Annotated in this window: 17 protein-coding genes; 7 read left to right on the top strand and 10 right to left on the bottom strand. The window is 65.7% G+C overall.

The genetic code is table 11. The features are described 5' to 3' along the window. Window positions 1–10: 10 nt before the first annotated feature. From J6U32_RS10370 to J6U32_RS10350, 5 genes are all read right to left on the bottom strand, one after another. Window positions 11–1,192 carry an aromatic ring-hydroxylating oxygenase subunit alpha gene (locus tag J6U32_RS10370; protein ID WP_208795268.1) on the bottom strand — a complete coding sequence of 394 codons (1,182 nt, stop codon included), beginning with the start codon at window positions 1,190–1,192 and terminating at the stop codon, window positions 11–13. Between the two features lie 216 nt (window positions 1,193–1,408). Continuing rightward, on the bottom strand, window positions 1,409–2,638 hold the full coding sequence (locus tag J6U32_RS10365) for a cytochrome P450 (protein ID WP_208795267.1): 1,230 nt from the start codon (window positions 2,636–2,638) through the stop codon (window positions 1,409–1,411). Beyond that, the gene (locus J6U32_RS10360) at window positions 2,635–2,889 is read right to left on the bottom strand and encodes a ferredoxin (RefSeq protein WP_208795266.1); all 255 of its coding nucleotides are present in this window, start codon (window positions 2,887–2,889) and stop codon (window positions 2,635–2,637) included. The genes J6U32_RS10365 and J6U32_RS10360 overlap by 4 nt, the downstream gene beginning before the upstream one ends. 1 nt (window position 2,890) lies before the next feature. Continuing rightward, on the bottom strand, window positions 2,891–3,760 hold the full coding sequence (locus tag J6U32_RS10355) for an SDR family NAD(P)-dependent oxidoreductase (RefSeq protein ID WP_208795265.1): 870 nt from the start codon (window positions 3,758–3,760) through the stop codon (window positions 2,891–2,893). A 336-nt stretch (window positions 3,761–4,096) separates the two neighbouring features. Further along, a complete protein-coding gene (locus J6U32_RS10350) occupies window positions 4,097–5,593 on the bottom strand; it encodes an aldehyde dehydrogenase (RefSeq protein WP_208795264.1) in 1,497 nt (498 codons plus the stop codon). 242 nt (window positions 5,594–5,835) lie between these two features. Here J6U32_RS10350 and J6U32_RS10345 point away from each other — a divergent pair, with 242 nt between their 5' ends. Both J6U32_RS10345 and J6U32_RS10340 read left to right on the top strand, forming a co-directional pair. Next, window positions 5,836–6,585 carry an enoyl-CoA hydratase/isomerase family protein gene (locus J6U32_RS10345; protein ID WP_208796051.1) on the top strand — a complete coding sequence of 250 codons (750 nt, stop codon included), beginning with the start codon at window positions 5,836–5,838 and terminating at the stop codon, window positions 6,583–6,585. Between the two features lie 178 nt (window positions 6,586–6,763). Then, on the top strand, window positions 6,764–7,417 hold the full coding sequence (locus tag J6U32_RS10340) for a TetR family transcriptional regulator (protein WP_208795263.1): 654 nt from the start codon (window positions 6,764–6,766) through the stop codon (window positions 7,415–7,417). A 57-nt stretch (window positions 7,418–7,474) separates the two neighbouring features. Here J6U32_RS10340 and J6U32_RS10335 read toward each other — a convergent pair whose 3' ends face one another. From J6U32_RS10335 to J6U32_RS10315, 5 genes are read right to left on the bottom strand one after another with little or no spacing between them, the layout of a single operon-like run. Further along, entirely contained in the window at window positions 7,475–8,515 is a 1,041-nt protein-coding gene (locus J6U32_RS10335) for a PDR/VanB family oxidoreductase (protein ID WP_208796050.1), read from the bottom strand. 40 nt (window positions 8,516–8,555) lie between these two features. After that, window positions 8,556–10,025, bottom strand: coding sequence for an aldehyde dehydrogenase (locus J6U32_RS10330; protein WP_208795262.1), 1,470 nt, complete (start codon window positions 10,023–10,025; stop codon window positions 8,556–8,558). Next, entirely contained in the window at window positions 10,022–11,206 is a 1,185-nt protein-coding gene (locus J6U32_RS10325) for a thiolase C-terminal domain-containing protein (RefSeq protein ID WP_208795261.1), read from the bottom strand. The genes J6U32_RS10330 and J6U32_RS10325 overlap by 4 nt, the downstream gene beginning before the upstream one ends. Further along, window positions 11,203–11,646 carry a Zn-ribbon domain-containing OB-fold protein gene (locus tag J6U32_RS10320; RefSeq protein ID WP_208795260.1) on the bottom strand — a complete coding sequence of 148 codons (444 nt, stop codon included), beginning with the start codon at window positions 11,644–11,646 and terminating at the stop codon, window positions 11,203–11,205. The genes J6U32_RS10325 and J6U32_RS10320 overlap by 4 nt, the downstream gene beginning before the upstream one ends. Next, window positions 11,643–12,023 carry a hypothetical protein gene (locus J6U32_RS10315; RefSeq protein WP_244332777.1) on the bottom strand — a complete coding sequence of 127 codons (381 nt, stop codon included), beginning with the start codon at window positions 12,021–12,023 and terminating at the stop codon, window positions 11,643–11,645. Before J6U32_RS10315 ends, J6U32_RS10320 begins: the two co-directional genes overlap by 4 nt. Window positions 12,024–12,315: 292 nt before the next feature. Between J6U32_RS10315 and J6U32_RS10310 the strand changes: the two genes are divergently transcribed. The 5 genes from J6U32_RS10310 to J6U32_RS10290 all read left to right on the top strand — a co-directional run bounded on the left by J6U32_RS10310 (window position 12,316) and on the right by J6U32_RS10290 (window position 17,890). Beyond that, entirely contained in the window at window positions 12,316–13,491 is a 1,176-nt protein-coding gene (locus J6U32_RS10310) for an aromatic ring-hydroxylating oxygenase subunit alpha (RefSeq protein WP_208795258.1), read from the top strand. Further along, entirely contained in the window at window positions 13,488–14,135 is a 648-nt protein-coding gene (locus J6U32_RS10305) for a PaaI family thioesterase (RefSeq protein WP_208795256.1), read from the top strand. The genes J6U32_RS10310 and J6U32_RS10305 overlap by 4 nt, the downstream gene beginning before the upstream one ends. Continuing rightward, window positions 14,132–15,322 (top strand): CaiB/BaiF CoA transferase family protein, encoded by a 1,191-nt coding sequence (locus J6U32_RS10300; RefSeq protein ID WP_208795254.1) that lies wholly within the window; start codon window positions 14,132–14,134, stop codon window positions 15,320–15,322. The genes J6U32_RS10305 and J6U32_RS10300 overlap by 4 nt, the downstream gene beginning before the upstream one ends. A 127-nt stretch (window positions 15,323–15,449) precedes the next feature. Continuing rightward, entirely contained in the window at window positions 15,450–17,051 is a 1,602-nt protein-coding gene (locus J6U32_RS10295; protein ID WP_208795252.1) for a class I adenylate-forming enzyme family protein, read from the top strand. Continuing rightward, on the top strand, window positions 17,048–17,890 hold the full coding sequence (locus tag J6U32_RS10290) for an alpha/beta fold hydrolase (RefSeq protein ID WP_208795250.1): 843 nt from the start codon (window positions 17,048–17,050) through the stop codon (window positions 17,888–17,890). Before J6U32_RS10295 ends, J6U32_RS10290 begins: the two co-directional genes overlap by 4 nt. The last annotated feature ends 25 nt before the right edge of the window (window positions 17,891–17,915 follow it).

Genomic DNA, 17,915 nt, shown 5'->3' with positions numbered 1-17,915 from the left:
TACCGACCGGCTATGCGTTGTCGGCGCGACCCTGCGCGACCAGCTTCTTCGTTTCACGGCGAAAGACCTGATTGGCGATCTCGTTGCGGCCCAGCAACATATCTCCTGCATCGGCGCTGCCCATTCCGACCTGCGAATGACGCAGCAGTGGGAAGTCCTCGTTGTGCAGTACCGCGAGCAGGATCTCCCAGTTCTTGTTCCACAACCGATCCCACCTCTCCGGCGGCATACCACTGTCCTCGACCGTCGGGACGATCAGTCGCTGCTCCATCCGGGACTTCGTCGGATCGCTCGGATGTGGCCGGAAGGTCAACAGCTGGAAGTGATCCGGCTGTCGCAACAGCGTGCTGTTGGGGAGCAGGAAGTGCGTCTCGGTGACGTATTTGTCGAGGTTGGCATCACCCGGATCCTCTTCGAGGAACCTGTCGATCGACTTGCGCGGCGCGATGAACCGGCAGTGGCGGCCGAAATCCTCGAACGCCATGACGTTGGTGTGGATGATCTTTCCGGCGGTGTTCGGGTGCGCGTACTGGATGTGATAGCCGTCCAGGAAGGCGTCCTGCATGATCTTCCAGTTGGTCGGCTCGTCGAATCCCGCCGCGCGGAAGCACACCGAATCCTCGAGGCGATACTCCGAGAGGATGCCGTCGATCTCCGGACCGAGCCAGTCGGCGACGTCGATCTGCGCCTTGGCGTTGTCGACGACCCAGATGAATCCGTGGCGTTCCTCGGTGGGGATCTCGATGAGTCCGTGCTCACTGCGGTCGATGTCGCCGAAGGTCGAATCGCGGGTGATCGTGCGGAGCGTGCCGTCGGGATCGTAGGACCACCGGTGATACCCGCAGGAGAAGATCCGGCACCGGCCCTTCTCGCGCTCCTCGAGCATCGCACCACGATGGCGGCACAGGTTGACGAACGAGCGCACGCTGCCGTCATTCTGCCGCACGACGATGAGGTTGTTGCGCGGCATCTGCACGGTCATGAAGTCGTGTGCCTTGGCCAGCTCCGAACTGTGCGCCACGATCGAGGGCACCCGGCCGAAGATGTAGTCGCGTTCCTCCTTGGCCAGGACGGGGTCGGTGAACTCATCGGGTTCGAACGCGATGATCTCCTCGAATTTGTCCGTCGTCTCGTTGCGTAGCAACTCGAGCGCTCGCCGGATGCGGTCCTGGCGCGGAAGCGAAGTAGTCATGGCAGGTCCTCCGAAAGGGCTGTCGTAGGCCGGACGGGACGGGGGAACGAGGTCGCCCCGCAGTCACCTAAACCTACAACAAGAAGGTTTATGGGGCAAGGATGGTGCCTGATGGCGGGGTCGCCGGCCGTAGGGCGTGCGCGCGCTGGGTGATACCGACCCGCAGCGATACGAAAGCCCGGGTGATACGACCGGCGACCCGTCATCCGATACCGGTCAGCTCTGCGGGGTGAACCGGATCGGCATCCGCACGCAGCCACGCACCTGACTGGAGTGGAAGATCGGCGGATCGGATTCCACCAGTTCGTAATCGGGAATCCGACGATGGATCTCCTCGAGCGCGATCGTCAGCTCGATTCGCGCGAGATGCGATCCGAGGCAGCGGTGCGGGCCGCCACCGAAGGACAGATGCCGATTGGGACGACGGGCGATGTCGAGATCGTCGGGGTCATCGAACTCTGAGGAATCCCGATTCGCCGAGCACAGCATCAGGATCAGCTGTTCGCCTTCCTTGATCTCCATGCCGCCCAAGGTGGTGTCCCGCGTCGCGCAGCGCCCGGGGACGACCGCGGCCTCGATCCGCAGGATCTCTTCGACCGCGGTCGGGATCATCGCCGGGTCCTCGATGATCTCGCGCCGCTGTTCGGGATTGTTGACCAGGTACACGATCGCCCAGGCCAACGATCCCTGGACGGTGTGGAGGCCGGCGACGAGCAACAGGAAGAACATACGATTCAGTTCTTCGTCGGTGAGCAGGCGCAGCCCGTCTTCCATCTCGACCTCGGTGTGGATGAGCTGCGAGGTGATGTCGTCGCCGGGGTCGGCGCGACGCTCGTCGACCATCTTCTGGAAGTAGCCGAGCATCTGCATTCCGGCGATCGCTCGCGCCTCCAGCGATTCCTGTTCGGTGCCACCGGGTTTGCCGAACAGCACCACGTTGGTGGCATCAGTGAACAGTGGTGCGTCCGACACCGGCCAGTCCATGAGGGCCAGGAAGATCCGGGCCGGCAACTCGTGGGCGAACGACTCGATGTACTCGGTCTCCCCCTTGTCGGCGAATCCGTCGAGCAGGTCGTTGACGACCTGACGGATGTCGTCGGACAGTTTCTTCATGCGAGCGGGACCGAACAGGGGCTGGAGAGCCTTGCGATAGCCGGTGTGCTCCGGCGGATCGAGTTCGATCGGGATGAACTTCCCGAACGCCTCATTTGTGACCAGGTTGTTGGGATAGCTGGAGAACGTCTCCGCGTCGCGGAGCACCTCGTGGATCTCCTGGTACCGCGTGACGATCCAGTGGCCCCCGTATGCGGTCGAGTAGACCACGGGGCCCTTGGCGGCCAACTCTGCCGCCTTTTCCTGGAAGACGTCCACGGGTGTGGCGAGATCGGGTGCGTAGACGTCGAAGTCGACGGTCACGTCCTCTCGCGATCGTTGCGCTGTCGTCATGACTGCTCCTCGGGGCTGTTGTCGGTGGGGTTCACGCCGTCGGTCAGGGTCAGCGCACGCTCCGGGCACAGTCCGACCGCTTCGGCGGCCTGGACCACTTCTGCCTCGGTGAGCGCGCGATCCGGGACGATCGGGTCGCCCTGGTCGTCACAATCGATCAGTTCGGGCGCGGCGCCGTAACACAGTCCGTGGCCGGCGCAGGCACTGCGATCGACCACCAGGATCGGCGAATGCGTGGCTGTCACGGCCATCTCAGGCGTTCGGGTTCTTCTGGTTCAGGTCTTCTTCGAACCACATGCCCACGCGGTTGAGTGTTCCACCGTCGGTGGAGCCGATCGTCGCGCCCGAGATGTAGGCCGAATCATCGGAGGCGAGGAACAATGCAACCTTCGCATTGTCCAGCAGTGACGGAGGACGGTTGAGCTTCAACGGGATCGGGGACACGTAGGGATCCCACGGACCGGCGACCTCCTCGTAGGACTGACCCACGACGGGCGATCCGGGCGGCATCAGGAAGTTGGGTGACATGCCGTGGGTGGGCGCCAAGGCGTTCACCCGGATTCCGTACGGGCCGAGGTCCAAACTCAGGCCGCGGACGAAGCCGTTGACGCCGGCCTTGGTGGCGCTGTAGAGCGCGATGTCGTGGTAGGCCACCAGCGATGCCGCCGACGAGGTGGCCAGGATGGTGCCGCCACCATTGGCCTTGAGCGCCGGCACGGCCGCCTGCGCGGTGTAGATGACGCCGGTGAGGTTGACCCCGAGGACGTTCTGCCAGTCCTGTTCGGTCAGATCCTCGAAGAGCACGCTCTCGCCACCGGCGACCGTCGGGACGCCTCCGCGCGAGACGATTCCGGCGTTGGCCCAGGCGATGTCGAGCTTGCCGAACTTCTCCACGGTCTCGTTGACGGCGGCCACGATCTGATCCTTCTGGGCCACATCCGCGGTGATCGCGATGGCTTCGCCACCCTGCTGCTCGACCAGCTTGGCGGTCTGTTCGGCACGGTCACCGTCGATGTCGACGACGGCGATCCGAGCCCCCTCGGACGAGAAGAGCTGGGAGGACTGGCGTCCCAGCCCCGAGCCGGCACCGGTGATCAGCGCGACTTTTCCTTCGAGTTTCATCGTGGGAATCCTTTGTTTCGAGAACGGACGAGTCGGGTAGAGCAGTGACGTCCGCGATATCGGCTGTGACGCGCGCCACCCTGCGTTCGAATGTAGGCGGTTTTACATGAGACGTCAAGCGACATTTGTCAGCAGCTTGGAAACGTGTATGACGTTGCGTGGATGGATGTTTCGCCGAGGACCAACCCCGAACGTGCATAAATGGAAACGGCCGGCCGTGACAGGGGACGTGCTGTCACAGCCGACCGGGTCAGAGGATTGCGCAGCCGTATCGTTACGGTGCGTCGGGTACGCGTATTCGGTTAGTGGAGGTGTTCGGTCACCCGACGTGTTCGGTCACTGGGCGGGCACAGGAGCCGGCAGGTGCACGGTCTTGGTCTCGAAGAACTCGTCGAGGCCCTCGGGTCCACCCTCACGCCCTACGCCGGACTGCTTGTAACCGCCGAACGGCAGGGTGAAGTCGATGACCGAGGTGTTGACGTTGACGGTACCGGTCCGGATGCGCTTGGCGACCTCGAATCCGTGCTCGACCTCGGCGGTGAACACCGCGCCGGACAAGCCGTAGATCGAGTCGTTGGCGATCGCGACCGCATCATCCTCGTCCTCGTAGGTGATGATCGAGATCACCGGACCGAAGACCTCCTCCTGCGCGATGCGCATGTCGTTGCGCACATTGTCGATGATCGTCGGCTCCACGAAATACCCGTGATCGAAGCGGCGGCCGCCGCCGTGGACGACCTCGCCACCCTCGGCTTTCGCGGTCTCGATGTAACTCTCCACGCGATCGCGCTGACGCCGAGAGGTCAGCGGACCGAGGAAGTTGGTCTGCTCCCACGGATTACCCATCGGGATCATGCCCAGCGCCGCCTTGTACGCGGCCACCACCTCGTCGTGCCGGGCCCGGGAGACCAGGACTCGCGTCAGCGCGATACAGGCCTGACCCGATTGCATGCACCCGCCCATCGGCACGTTGGCCATCACCGTCTGCAGATCCGCGTCGTCGAGGATGATCGCCGCAGACTTGCCGCCGAGTTCGAGCGACACCTTGGCCACCCGGTCACCGGCCAGACTCATGATCCGACGACCGACGGCCGTGCTGCCGGTGAAGGTGATGTGATCGACCTCGGGATTGGTGACCAGTTGTTCGGACACCTCGCGGTCGGCGACGAGAACGCTCACCACGCCTTCGGGGATCTTGCCCTCGGCGACCAGCTCGCCGATGACGTCGGCGAACACCGATGGCGACAGGCATGCTTCCGGCGAGGTCTTGAGCACCACCGAGCATCCCGCCGCGAGTGCGGGAATCACCTTGAAGGCGATGGTGCCGATCGGGCCGTTCCACGGAATGATCACGCCCACAACGCCGGTGGGTTCCTTGAGGATTCGGGAGATGCCACCGTCGGCGCGGGTGCGCTCCTCGACGAGCGCCACCTTGCGCGCTTCGGCGGCCACCGCGCGGAACAGGCCGATCGTCATCTGCTGGGTCATCGCACTGACCGGAAGGGTCACCCCGACCTCGACGATTCCGAGGGTGGTGAGCTCCTCGGTACGTGCCTCGAGCCGGGTGGCGATCTCATCGATGACGTCGGCGCGCTCGGTGATCGGGGTGCCCGCCCACGTCCCGTCGTCGAAGGAGGCCCGCGCGGCATCCACGGCGCGCGCCATGTCGTCGGCAGTCGCGGCGCGTACCCGGGCGGCAGTGCGTTCGGACCAGGAATCGACGACGTCGATCCATTCGTCGCCGGACGAATCGACCCACCGTCCGCCGATGAAGACCTGCTCGCGGTCCTCGATGGTCGCGAGCTGATCGGCGGGGAGTTCTGCGGTTGTCATGTGTGGCTGCTCCTCGAAAGAGATCGGTGCGAGGTGGCGCGGTGAACGGTGTCCGGCCACCGGCGACCGGCTGTCACGGCGAGGTGGATTCGGCCTGTGAAGCGGGTCACACATGTAGAGTAATAACCGAAAGGCGTTAGGTCAACAGCTGACACTATTCGTTATTTGTATCGCGCTTGATTGCAGCTCAGAGGCCATGCCGGGCGCCAGTGCGGCATCGAACCGAGGAGGACTGCGTGACGATGGATGATCAGGAGCCGGATGATCAGGAGTCCCGCTCTGTCGTCTTGCGCAGCGCCGGCGGTGTCGGAGTCATCAAGTTGAACCGGCCGCGCGTCCACAATGCCCTCGATCGGAACGCACAGCGCGAATTCGACGAGGCGCTGGCGGCCGCCGAGGCCGACGAGTCGGTGCGCTGCCTGGTGTTGACCGGGGCGGGCGAACGGGCGCTGTCGGCAGGATGGGATCTCAAGGAGCTCGCGATGCTGCCTCCGGAGACCGAGACGGCGCTACTACACGAGCGCGAGGAGTGGTTGTGGCGATGGTTTACCACCCCACTGCCGACCGTGGCCGCGATGCGCGGGGTCGCCTACGGGCTGGGTGCCTATCTCGCGGTGTGTTCGGATCTGCGAGTCGGCGGACCGGGCACGCGATTCCGGATCACCGGCACGTCGTACGGATATGCCAGTCTCACATGGCTTTTGCCCGATATCATCGGGCACACACACGCTACCGACGTCCTGTTCACCGGCCGCGTCCTCGACGGGACCGAAGCGCACCGGATGGGTCTGTTCTCCCGCCAAGTCGCCGACGACGAGATCCTCGCCATCTCGGTGGCGCTCGCCGAGCAGGTCGCCGCACTTCCCGGCGCGGGTGTTCGCGACGCGAAACGCCTGATGCGCGAACACCGCACGTGCGCGCTGCGAGAGCGCTACGACGCGGAGAACCGTCTGCTCGCCGCCGACCCCCGCCCCGCTCGGGACCTGTTCTGAGGTGCCATTGCGCTCTTGAGGTATCGACTGGCGACAGGCCGCTTCCGATGAGTCGAAGGTCAGCGTATCGACGGTGTTGGGTTTGGTCAGCCCACCAGGGGAATCTAGGCTCGAGGGGGACTACTCGGAAACCTACTCCGGGCAGATCACCCGCCCCGGACGTTCGGAAAGGAATTCGATGGCGCGCCCGTCCAATCCGCTGATCAGCCGTTCTGCCGCAGTTGCGGCATCGATCGAGATCATCGACTCGGAGGGACTCGATGCATTCAGCCTTCCCCGCCTGGCGAAGCATCTCGGAGTGCGCGCCCCGTCGCTGTATCACCACTTCTCCGACAAGAACGAAATCCTCACCGAGGTCGCCCGCTACATCGCCGGTACGTCGGTGAAGCGGCCGCGTATGCGTCCCGGGCCCGACTGGCCGGAGTTCTTCGTCTCACTGGCCCTGAACTTCCGGCAGTCGATCCTGCGGCACCGCAACGCCGCCCCGGTGCTGTTGCAGCACCTGCCGCGTGATCTGTTCGTCTCCACCTACGAGGACACCGCGCAGTTCCTCCGCGATTCGGGTGTCCCCGTGGAATTGCACGTACGCATCCTCGACGGGATGGAGACCCTGGCGATCGGCGCGGTCCTGATGGAGGCGATGCGCCGGCCCAACACCAAGTCCACGATCTTTCCCAACGTGGACAAGAACTCTCAGCCGCTGCTTGCCGAGGCACTCGCCGCCAATGATCTGACGCAGAAGCAGTTGTTCGAGGCCATGGTGCGCAGCTTCCTGCACGGCATCATCCGCGATCATGATCTCGAGCGTCCGGACGAGGCCAGGTCGGCGTGACGTCACGTGACGAGGCCGTGCGCTGGGAGAGACGGGTGACCTCGCTGGTCCGCGTCGTCAGAGATCGAGGACGAGCCGCGGCGAGCAACTGCGCGAGACACAGACCATCATGCAGTCGTTCTCGGCCTTCTCCTCGTCGCTGAGCACCGAGTCGCGGTGGTCCGGAACACCGTCGAGTACCGCGGTTTCGCATGTGCCGCAGGTGCCCTCGCGGCAGGAGAAGTCGTGGTCGATACCCTCCCGCAACAATGCATCGAGGACGGTTTCGCCTTCGCCGACCCGGATCTCCCGACCACTTTGCGCGAGCTCGACCTCGAAGGACGCACCGTCGGTACCGTCGACGGTCTGGGCCTTGGGCGCGAATCGTTCGACGTGGAGTTCCACGTCCGGCCTTGTGTCACAGAGCTTCTCGATCGCAGTGAGCAACGGTTCGGGACCACAGCAATAGACGGTCGTACCCACGCGTTGGTCATCGAGCGCGTCGGCGAGCGGCAGCAGTCCGTACTCGTCCTCGGGCCGCACTGTCACCCGGGCGCCGTACTTCTCGACGAGGTCGTCGGCGAAGGCCATCCCGCTGCGCGTACGCCCACCGTAGAGCAGCGACCACTCCGCGCCCGCCTCGTCGGCCTGGGCGATCATCGGGATCAGCGGTGTGATCCCGATACCGCCGGCGACGAACAGATACGACGCCGCGTCCACCAGTGGGAAATGATTACGCGGGCCCTTGATCTCGACGGTGTCGCCCACCGCGAGCACGTCATGGACACGCTCGGAACCTCCGCGGCCCGACGGTTCACGCAGCACGGCGATGCGCAGGTGGTCACCATCGGCGACCGATCCGCACAGTGAGTACTGACGGATCAGGTCAGCGCCGAGGATCAGGTCGATGTGCGAGCCGGGATCCCATTCGGGGACCCTCGTCGCGCCGTCTGCTCCATTGCTGTCTGCCGAGTGGCCGTCTGTCGTATCACCCGGAGCCCGTGTGGGGTTGGCCGCCGCCAGGGTCAACGAGACCACATCGGTGGCCACGACGTCCTTGGCGGCCACCACCATCGCATGGTGCTCGTGAGAATTGGTGTGCTGCAACGAGAATTCCATTTCCTGTCGAGTGGTCACCCGAGCAATGAGGCGAGAGCCGCTATGTCGAGAAGTACACGGACTTGGTGGACCGATACGGCGCGAGACCTTCCGGGCCGAGTTCTCGACCCAGTCCCGACGCCTTGACTCCCCCGAACGGCGCCGCGAGGTCGAGGGCGTAGTGATTGACCCCGACGGTGCCGGTCTGAATCCGCGCGGCCAACGCCAGCCCGTGGTCCTCGTCAGCGGTCCAGACGGTACCCCCGAGTCCGTACTCGGAGTCGTTGGCGATGGCCACCGCGTCGTCGTCGCCGTCATACGGGGTGATCGTCAGCACCGGGCCGAAGATCTCCTCCTGTGCGATCGTCGCCGAGTTGTCGACGCCCTCGAACACCGTGGGCTCGACAAACCAACCGAGCGGCTGGTCGGCGGGAGCCCCGCCACCGGTGGTGATGCGATATCCGGCAGCGCGTCCGGCGTCGATATAGCCGAGCACCCGATCCCGTTGCCGCGCACTGACCAACGGACCGATCGCGGTGGCCTTGTCGAGCGGGTCGCCGACCGGCAGCGCACGCACCGTGTCGGTCACGGCGTCGACGACCTCGGAGTACCGCGAACGCGGTGCGAGGATTCGGGTGCTCGCGTGACAGGTCTGACCGTTGTTCACCAGCGACACCTCCAGCAGATGCGCGGCGAACAGATCGAGGTCGGCGTCGTCGGCGACGATGGCCGCCGACTTGCCACCGAGTTCGAGCGTCACCGGTCGCAGCAGCGCACCGCAGGTGCGACCGATCTCCCGACCGGCCGCCGTCGACCCGGTGAAGGCCACCTTGTCCACACCGGGGTGCGCGACCAGGTATGCGGCGGTGTCACGTTCTGCGGGAACGATGTTGAGAACTCCGTCGGGTATTCCGGCGTCGTGTGCGGCATCGGCGAACACGTAGGCGTCCAGCGCCGTCTCCGGCGCGGGTTTGAGGATGACGGTGCACCCGACCGCAAGCGCCGGGGCGATCTTCATCGCCGCGAGGGGTTGCGGGTAGTTCCACGGGGTGATCGCGGCGACCACCCCGACGGGCTCGTGTCGAACCACGGTTCGCCCGCCGAAGGAGCTCGGGCGCACGTCGGCGGCCTCCTCGGCACGGACCAGGTTCGCGTAGTAGCGCACCATGGCCGCGGGCCCGAACCCGTTGACCGACTTCGAGAGTGCGATCGGCATGCCGTTCTCACGGCTGACCAGACGAGCGGTGTCACGGGCGCGGGATTGCAGCGCTGAGGCGAATCGCTCCAGCAGTTCGGCCCGCTCACCGCCGGGCATGGCCGACCAGGGGCCCGCCGACGCCGCGCGCGCCGCGGCCACCGCGGCGTCGATGTCGGCAGGGGAACCCAACACCGCAGAGCCCACGGACTTCTCGGTCGCCGCCTCGATGACGTCGGTGACCGCCGAGCCCGACGACGGCTCGACCCATCGCCCACCGATGAACAGTCTCCTGCGGTCGAGCACGGGCTCCGACTCCCGATCGGTGATGCTCACAGCACGTCCTCGTGGGCGAACAGAACCGAACTGACCAGCGGGGCCATCGGTCCACCGATGAACAACGACGTCCGCGCTCCATCGACCTGATTGGTCGAGGTACCGCGAATTTGGCGGACCGCCTCCACGGCCAGGTTCAGACCGTTGACGAAGGCATCGGCCAGGTTGCCGCCACTGGTGTTGACGGGCAACTTGCCCTGTGGCGCCGTCAGGTTCTCCACGGTCATCACGCTGCCGGCCGCCTCGCCGGGCGGGCAGAGCCGATGGTCGATCAGCGCAGCGACGGCCGGACCACTGAAGTTCTCGTACACCTGCACCACGTCGACGTCATCGGGACCGAGACCAGCTGCGGTCCACAGGCGCTCGGCGACACCGGATTTCCCGTTGTTGGCGGGACCGAACCCGGCGGTGGAGTACTGGGCGTCGTTGTCGATGCGCTCGCAGTATCCACCGGGGGCGCCCTGCGCTCCGGCGAGCAGATAGGCGGGCTCCGAGCGGAGCTCTCGTGCCCGCTCGTCGGCGACGAGGACCAGCGCGACGGCGCCGTCGCTTTCGCGGGAGCAGTCGTAGAGATGAAACGGCTCGGCGATCAACCGTGATCCGTCGTAGGTGTCGGCGTCGAGTGGCCGACCGTACCCCTGCGCGGTCGGATTCTGTTGTGCGTGCTGATATGCCGCGAGCACCAGGGATCTCATGGCCTCTCGCGGCACGCCGTCGTGTTCGAGCATGCGTTGCGTCCGCATGGCGCAGATCTGGGCGGGCGAACCGACCCCGTGGGCGAGGAAGTGGGAGCCGTAGTGGTACTTCGCGTATCCGAGCCGACCGGTGTCGGCTTGCGACATCGCCCGGTAGACCACCACGCACTGGGCCTGACCGGTGGCGATGGCAGTCGCAGCATTGATGAGAGCGGCCGCGACACTACCGCCGCCACCTCCCCACATCATGTTGGACCAGCGCAACTCGTCGATCATGAGCGCCGCACCGAGGATCGGTCCGTCGTTCGCCCCCCCCGCGTAGGAGACGAAGCCGTCGATCTCGCGCGGGGAGACCCCCGCGTCCGAGCACGCATCGAGAATCGCGCGAATCGTCATCTGCTGCTCGGTATACGGCGATTCTCCGCGCTTGTAATGCATTTCGGCGACACCGACCACCGCGGCGGCACCTCGCATCGACACACTCATCGCCGGCCACCTCCCTCGGTCTCGTCGCGTCGCCAGCGCAGTAGCGGCCACGGTTGGGTCTCGTCGCGCTCGAAGAAGCCGTGTACCGGCTCACCGATCCGGGGTGCCCGGTCGAGGTCGTCGACGAGCAATCCGAGCACTCGTCGGCCGCCGGCATGGGGAAGTTCGACGAGCACACTGATGTAGGGCAACCGATCGCGCAGTTCGTCGATGTAGGGGTACCAGCTACGGCTCCAGCTGTAGACGGTGCCGCTCGGCTCGACGGATTCGAATCGCAGATCGAATCCGTAACACGCACTGCACACCGACTGGGGTCCCCAGATCCACGTGCGACAGTCGTGACAGCGTTGCAGACGTAGCTCACCGGCGAGCAGACCGTCCCAGTACTGGAAGTCGTGGCCGTCGGCGGCCGGCCCCCACGGGGGCGCTGCCGTCGTCATCGCGAACCCCCCTCGACGCTGCCGATCGTCGGCGACTCGGCGTCGGCCGCCGTGAAGTTGTCCGCAGTGAAGTTGGCCAGGGTGAAGTTGGCCAGGGCCACCGCCTGCCAGGAATCGTCACGGCGCTCCCAGACCGATCGCAATCCGATGATGCCGTCGACTCCACGGTAAACGGCCTCGCCCACCATCCGATCACCTTCGGACCGGACGTCGACGATCTCGAAGCTCTCGACCTCTCGACGCGGAACCAGGACACCCTCGAAGATCGTGCCCAGGGTCGCCGGCGCGATGTCGGCCACCGCGGCCGCCATGTCGCCGGCCACCACATGGCCGACGTGGCGTTCGTACAGTTGCCGGAAGTCATCGATCTCGGACACCGCATCACTCCTCACCGCCGGCGTGGACGCCGGCACCATCTTCTGGCATTAAACCTTACGGAGTTAGTTTTACTGCGTCAACCGCGCCAGGCCGCGATCGCCTGGCTCCATGTATGTGCTGAACCACATCGCCGACGAGAAGTGTCACGGGAATCGCGGGGCGCTCATGAACGTCATTTCGGCTGTACATGACCACTTTTCGCGCCTGGCGCATTTCGGCGACCCACGATCAAACTAACGACATTAGACGAGACAGTAGACATCATTTGTTGCATGTGGCATTGTGGCCGCCATGGAACGGGAAGAGAAGATCCAGCTGACCAAGCGGCTGATCGCCCATGTCGACCACGATTCGACCGATTACGCAGACGACCTCCTGCGGGTTCCGTTCTCCGTCTTCGACGATCCGGAACTGGCGCGCAAGGAACTCGCGGTGGTGCGTCGATTCCCGCACATCGTGGCCCATGTCGACGAGTTCGAGAAGACCGGCAGCTTCGTGACGACCGACCTGATGGGTACGCCGTTGCTCCTCGTGAAGCAGTCCGACGGAACCATCCGCGCATTCTCCAATGTGTGCCGTCACCGCGGTTCGAAGCTCGAGTTCGCCGAGTCCGGGTGCAAGCGGGTGTTCAGCTGCCCCTACCACAATTGGGCCTACGGCAAGGACGGCGCACTGCGCGGGATGCCCCATGCCGAAGGTTTCGACGGGATGGACCGCGCCGAGTACGGACTCGTCGAGTTCCCTTGCGAGGTACGCCATTCGCTGGTGTGGGTGGTCCCGACCCAGGGTGCCGACCTGGACATCGCCGCCACCCTGGGGCACAAGCATGATGCCGAGGTCGCCGACACCGGGATGACCACGTCGTATCAGGTCCGCAAGGAGACCTGGCGGCTCGGAATGAACTGGAAGATCGCCGTGGACGGCGTCCAGGACTCGTATCACCTGTGCCAGTTGCACACCAAGACGGTGTGCAACTACCTGGAGGGCAACATCACCGCCTTCGACATGGTCGACCGGTCGTGGCGGCTGGTCGTGGCGCGCAAGTCCATCACCGAGGTACGCGACGCCGACCCCGACACCTACGACGTCCGTGATTACTCGTTGGCAAATTACACCGTGTACCCCGGCACCATGCTCGTCACCGAGCCGAACCATTTCGAGGTCTGGACCATCGTCCCCGACCCCGACGACCCGAATGTCTCGTACTGCACCATCCGGCTGCTCTCGCCGACGAAGCCGCAGACCGCCCGAGAGGAGCGGATTCTCGAGAAGAACTGGGATCTGTTGATGGAGACGCTGCACGACGAGGACTGGTTCGTCACCAAGACCATCACCGACAACGCCGCCAACGGCCAGGTCGACGAACTCATCTACGGGCGCAACGAACTTCCCGGGCAGGTCTTCCACGCGATGGTCGCGCGCGATGTTGCCGCGCTGGCCGCCCCCGTGGGAGAGCCGGTCGCGTGACGCCGACGCCCTCCTCATCGTCGGCCGCGGCTCGGCTCCGACCCTCTTGGCAGGACCAGCTGCAGCCGACCGCCCCGGGGGCCGATGAGTTCGCCGAACTCACCGAAGCCGTTGCACTGCTTGCCGAATCGTTCACTCGCAGCGATCCACCACCGGAGGTGGTCGCCGTGCTCGCCGCGCGCATCCGCGAGATCGCCGCCGTGCTCGCCGATTACGAGGTCTCCGAGGACGACCAGCCCGTCGGGAAGCTGTGGGATCGCCCGGGTCGTGGGCAGATCCTCACTCCGGCGCTGCATATCGACGAGGTCACCGCCGAGACGGTCCGTGCCCGGTTCACCCTCGGTCGCTTCCATTCCGGTTGCGATGCGCTCAACGGCGGCGTCACCCCGATGATCTTCGACGAGGCGCTGTCACGACTGGCCAATGCGGGCGGGCGCCCCTGGGCGCGCACCGCGCATCTTGCCGTCGATTACCTCGCTCCCGCACCCCTGCACCGGGAGTTGTCGGTGACCGCGGAACTCGTCGGCGAGGACGGCCGTAAACGCTGGATGCGCGGGGAGATCCGCGACGACACCACCCTGCTCGCCGAGGCCACCGGACTCTGGATCGTCCCCCGTCCACCACAACCGAAAGCTCACTCATGACCGGTTATTCGCTCCTGAACGGGGTACGCATCCTCGAGGTCGCACAACTCGCTCCGTCCTCGCTCGGCGGCCACCTGGCCGACCTGGGGGCCGAGGTGATCAAGATCGAGACGGGCCCGCTCGGCGATCCGGTTCGCGTCGGCGGCAGTCGGACCATCGGCGACGACGACGGCCCCGCCTTCATGCATTTGCGGTGGAATCGGGGCAAGAGGTCCGTAGAGCTCGATCTTCGTTCCGAACAGGGCAAGCGCGACTTTCTCGATCTCGCCGCCCGCAGCGACGCTGTCGTGGAGGGGATGCGCGGCGGTTATCTGGACTGGCTCGGCCTGGGGCTGCCCGAACTCCGCAAGGTCAATCCGCGCATCGTCCTGTGCAGCGTCTCGGGTATGGGCACCGACGGTCCCTACCGGACCCTGGGCACCGGCGGCCCTGTATTCGACGCGTTCGCCGGTCTGCGCGAGGTCAACACCCCGACCGATGAGCCACCCACCGACGGGATGGCGGGTTCGCGGACCCCGCCCATCGCGATGTACGCCATGGGCGCCTACGGTGCGATGGCCCTGTTGGCGGCTCTGCACAAGGCCACGGCGACCGGCGAGGGCAGTCACGTCGAGGTCGCCGGAATCGACATCGCCGCCGCGTGGATGCCGGATCTCGTTGACGCCGAGCTGAATCGAGATGCATCGACGGCACGGTCCACGTGGCTACCCGACGGGCGGCTGCCCGATTGGCCCCGCCTGGAGGCCTATCGCACCGCCGACGGCGAAGCCATTCTCTTCGGCTCACATGTCGAGAAGTTCTGGCACCATTTCTTGCTAGCGGTGGACCGCGAAGACCTGATCGACGTCGATCTCACCCACGTCGACGACGGCGCCGGCGACCGCGCGGATCTCGTCTGGCGTGAACTCACCAAAATCTTTGCCACCCGCACGCGCGCCGAATGGATCGAGGTCTTCCTCGAGCACGGCATCGCCGGCGGCCCCGTCAACAGCGTGCACGATCTGCTCGACGACCCGCACTTCCGGGCGCGCGAGACCACCTACACCGTCTCCCATCCCACCGCCGGGCAGCTCGAATTCCTCCGGAGTCCGGTGCGGGTGCACGGCGAGAAATTCGCGCCCGCACTGCCTCCCGAGGTCGGCGCCGACACCGCAGAGGTCCTCGCCGAACTCGTCGACCGCGGATGACCGGGCGGTTCGCATCCGAATCTGCGCAACCATTCCGCCCAGAACCTATCTCTGTTAGTTTTGAGCCACCTCATGTGAGTGGCGTCACACACAGCGGTCCGCCCGGACCCAGGCAGGAGTCAGCCCGATGAACCTCGCAGAACTCACCCGCTACTGGGGCAAGACGCGACCCACCCAGGACGCCATCGTCTTCGAGGGACGGACCCAGAGTTGGGCGGAGGTCGACGCCATCACCGATGCCCTCGCCCGCGGGCTCGCCGCGCGGGGAGTCGGCGCGGGCGACCGGGTCGGCCTGCTGATGCTCAACCGCCCCGAACTCGCGCACCTGATCCTTGCCGTCGTCAAACTCGGCGCAATCGGCGTCCCGCTGAACTTCCGGCTGACCGGCCCCGAACTGGCGCCGATGATCACCGACAGCGCGCCGCGCGTCATCATCGTCGAGGAGCGGTTCGCCGGGTTGCTCGACGTAGCGGCCGACCATGCCGACTTCGAGGTGTTCTCGGTGGACGGCACGAGCCACCGACCCTATGACACGTTGATCGACTCCGGGCGCGCACCCGTCGTCGACATCTCGCCCGACGATCCCGCGTTCATCTGCTACACCTCGGGGACCACCGGCGTGCAGAAGGGTGCGCTGATCACCCATCGCAGCGCGATGACGCCGGGAATCTCACAGACCATCAGCTTCGGCTTCACCAGCTCCGATCGTGTGATGTGTTCGGCTCCACTGGTGTTCACGGGCTCGCTGCTGTCGATCTTCGTCCAGCTGGTCCTGGTGCCGGGGGCGACCATGGTGCTGTTGCGCGAATTCGATCCCGAGATCGCCCTGGACATCTTCGAACGGGAGCAGGTCACCGCCACCACCACCGTGCCGGTCATCTGGGAGCGGATGGCCGCGCTCCCCGACTTCGGACGCCGCACGCTGGCCGAGTTCACCTTCGCCGGAACCGGCGGGGCACCGGTGAGCCCGGATCTTCTCGAGTTCTATCGAGAACACGGTATTCCACTGATCCAGGTGTACGGACTGACCGAGGCGTCCGGGATGGTCTCCACACTGAGTTACCAGGATGCCTTGACGCGCTCCGGTTTTGCCGGTCTCGCGCTGGTCGGTACCGAGGTGCGGATCGGCGATCCCGGTACGACGACGCCGGCCGGCGAGGTCGGCGAGATCCTCGTCCGGGGCGAACACGTGATGCGGGAGTACTGGGCGAAGCCCGAGGCGACCGCGGCCACCCTGACCGACGGCTGGTTGCGGACCGGTGATCTCGGGCTCCAGGACGAGCAGGGATTCCTCAAGATCGTCGACCGCAGCAAGGACATGCTGATCTCCGGTGGGATCAACGTCTATCCCGCCGAGATCGAGAAGACGCTGCACGCGATCGACGGTCTTGTCGACTGCGCGGTGATCGGGGTCAAGGACGAGACCTGGGGCGAGGTGCCCATGGTGGTCTTCCACAGCGAGCGGGAACCCGCCGCGGTGATCGCCGACATCGCCGCGGTCTCCGAGGTGAATCTGGCAAAGTTCAAGCGCCCCAAGCACGCCGTCGCATTGGACGAGCCACTTCCGCGCACCTTCTCCGGAAAGCTCGCCAAACCGACGTTGCGCCAACGCTTCCCCAGCGTGCCTGCGTCCGCGGTTCCCATCTCCCCGGTGTCGGCCACCCCGGTTGCCGTCACCCCGGAACCCCAGCCGCCGGCGCCGGTCGGTGGAGAAACGGTGACGGCGTGAGGGCACAGAGCCTTCCGGGACAAGGCGTCACGCTGCGCGCGGATGTGTGGCTGCCGGAGCAGACGGGCACACGTGGGAGTGTGCTGTTGCTCCACGGGGGTGGCCAGACCCGGCATTCGTGGCAGCGCACCGGTCGGCGGCTGGCTGAACACGGGTGGAGCGCCTATGCCGTCGACGCCCGGGGCCACGGGGAGAGCCAGTGGGCCGACGACGGGGACTACAGCATTGCCGCACATGCCCGCGATGTCGTCGATGTTGCCGAATCCCTTTCGGAACCACTGGTTCTCGTCGGCGCATCGCTCGGTGGGATGGCCTCGCTGATCGCGCAGGCCACCAATCCCGGACTGGCTCGTGCGCTGGTACTCGTCGACATCACACCGCGTGCCGAGCCGGAAGGGCTCGCGCGCATCCATTCCTTCATCCAGCGCGGGCTCGACGGCTTCGATTCTCTCGAGGACGCGCTGCACGCGGTCGCTGCCTACAATCCCCACCGCAGACGTCCACCTCGCATCGAGGGACTTCGCAAGAACCTTCGGCAGCGCGATGGCCGGTGGTACTGGCATTGGGATCCGCGCATTCTCACCCACCGCGAGAACAGCCCTGAACAAGCTGCCGCCAGAGAAGGTCACGCACGCGAGGCGGCACGTCGGATCGACGTCCCGACGCTACTTATCCGGGGTGCCCAGTCCGACGTCGTCAGTGATGCCGGAGTCCGCGAATTGCTCGAGCTGATTCCCGGATCCACCCACCTCGACGTGTCGGGTGCGGGCCACATGGTCGGCGGCGACGACAACGACGTGCTCAGCGAAGGACTGCTCGACTTCCTCGACACCCTTTGACACCCGATCCCCGGGATTCCCGTTA

The sequence above is a fragment of the Gordonia polyisoprenivorans genome, from assembly GCF_017654315.1.
In the GTDB taxonomy this organism is placed as follows: Bacteria; Actinomycetota; Actinomycetes; order Mycobacteriales; family Mycobacteriaceae; genus Gordonia; species Gordonia polyisoprenivorans_A.
This window is presented reverse-complemented; position numbering and strand designations above follow the sequence as displayed.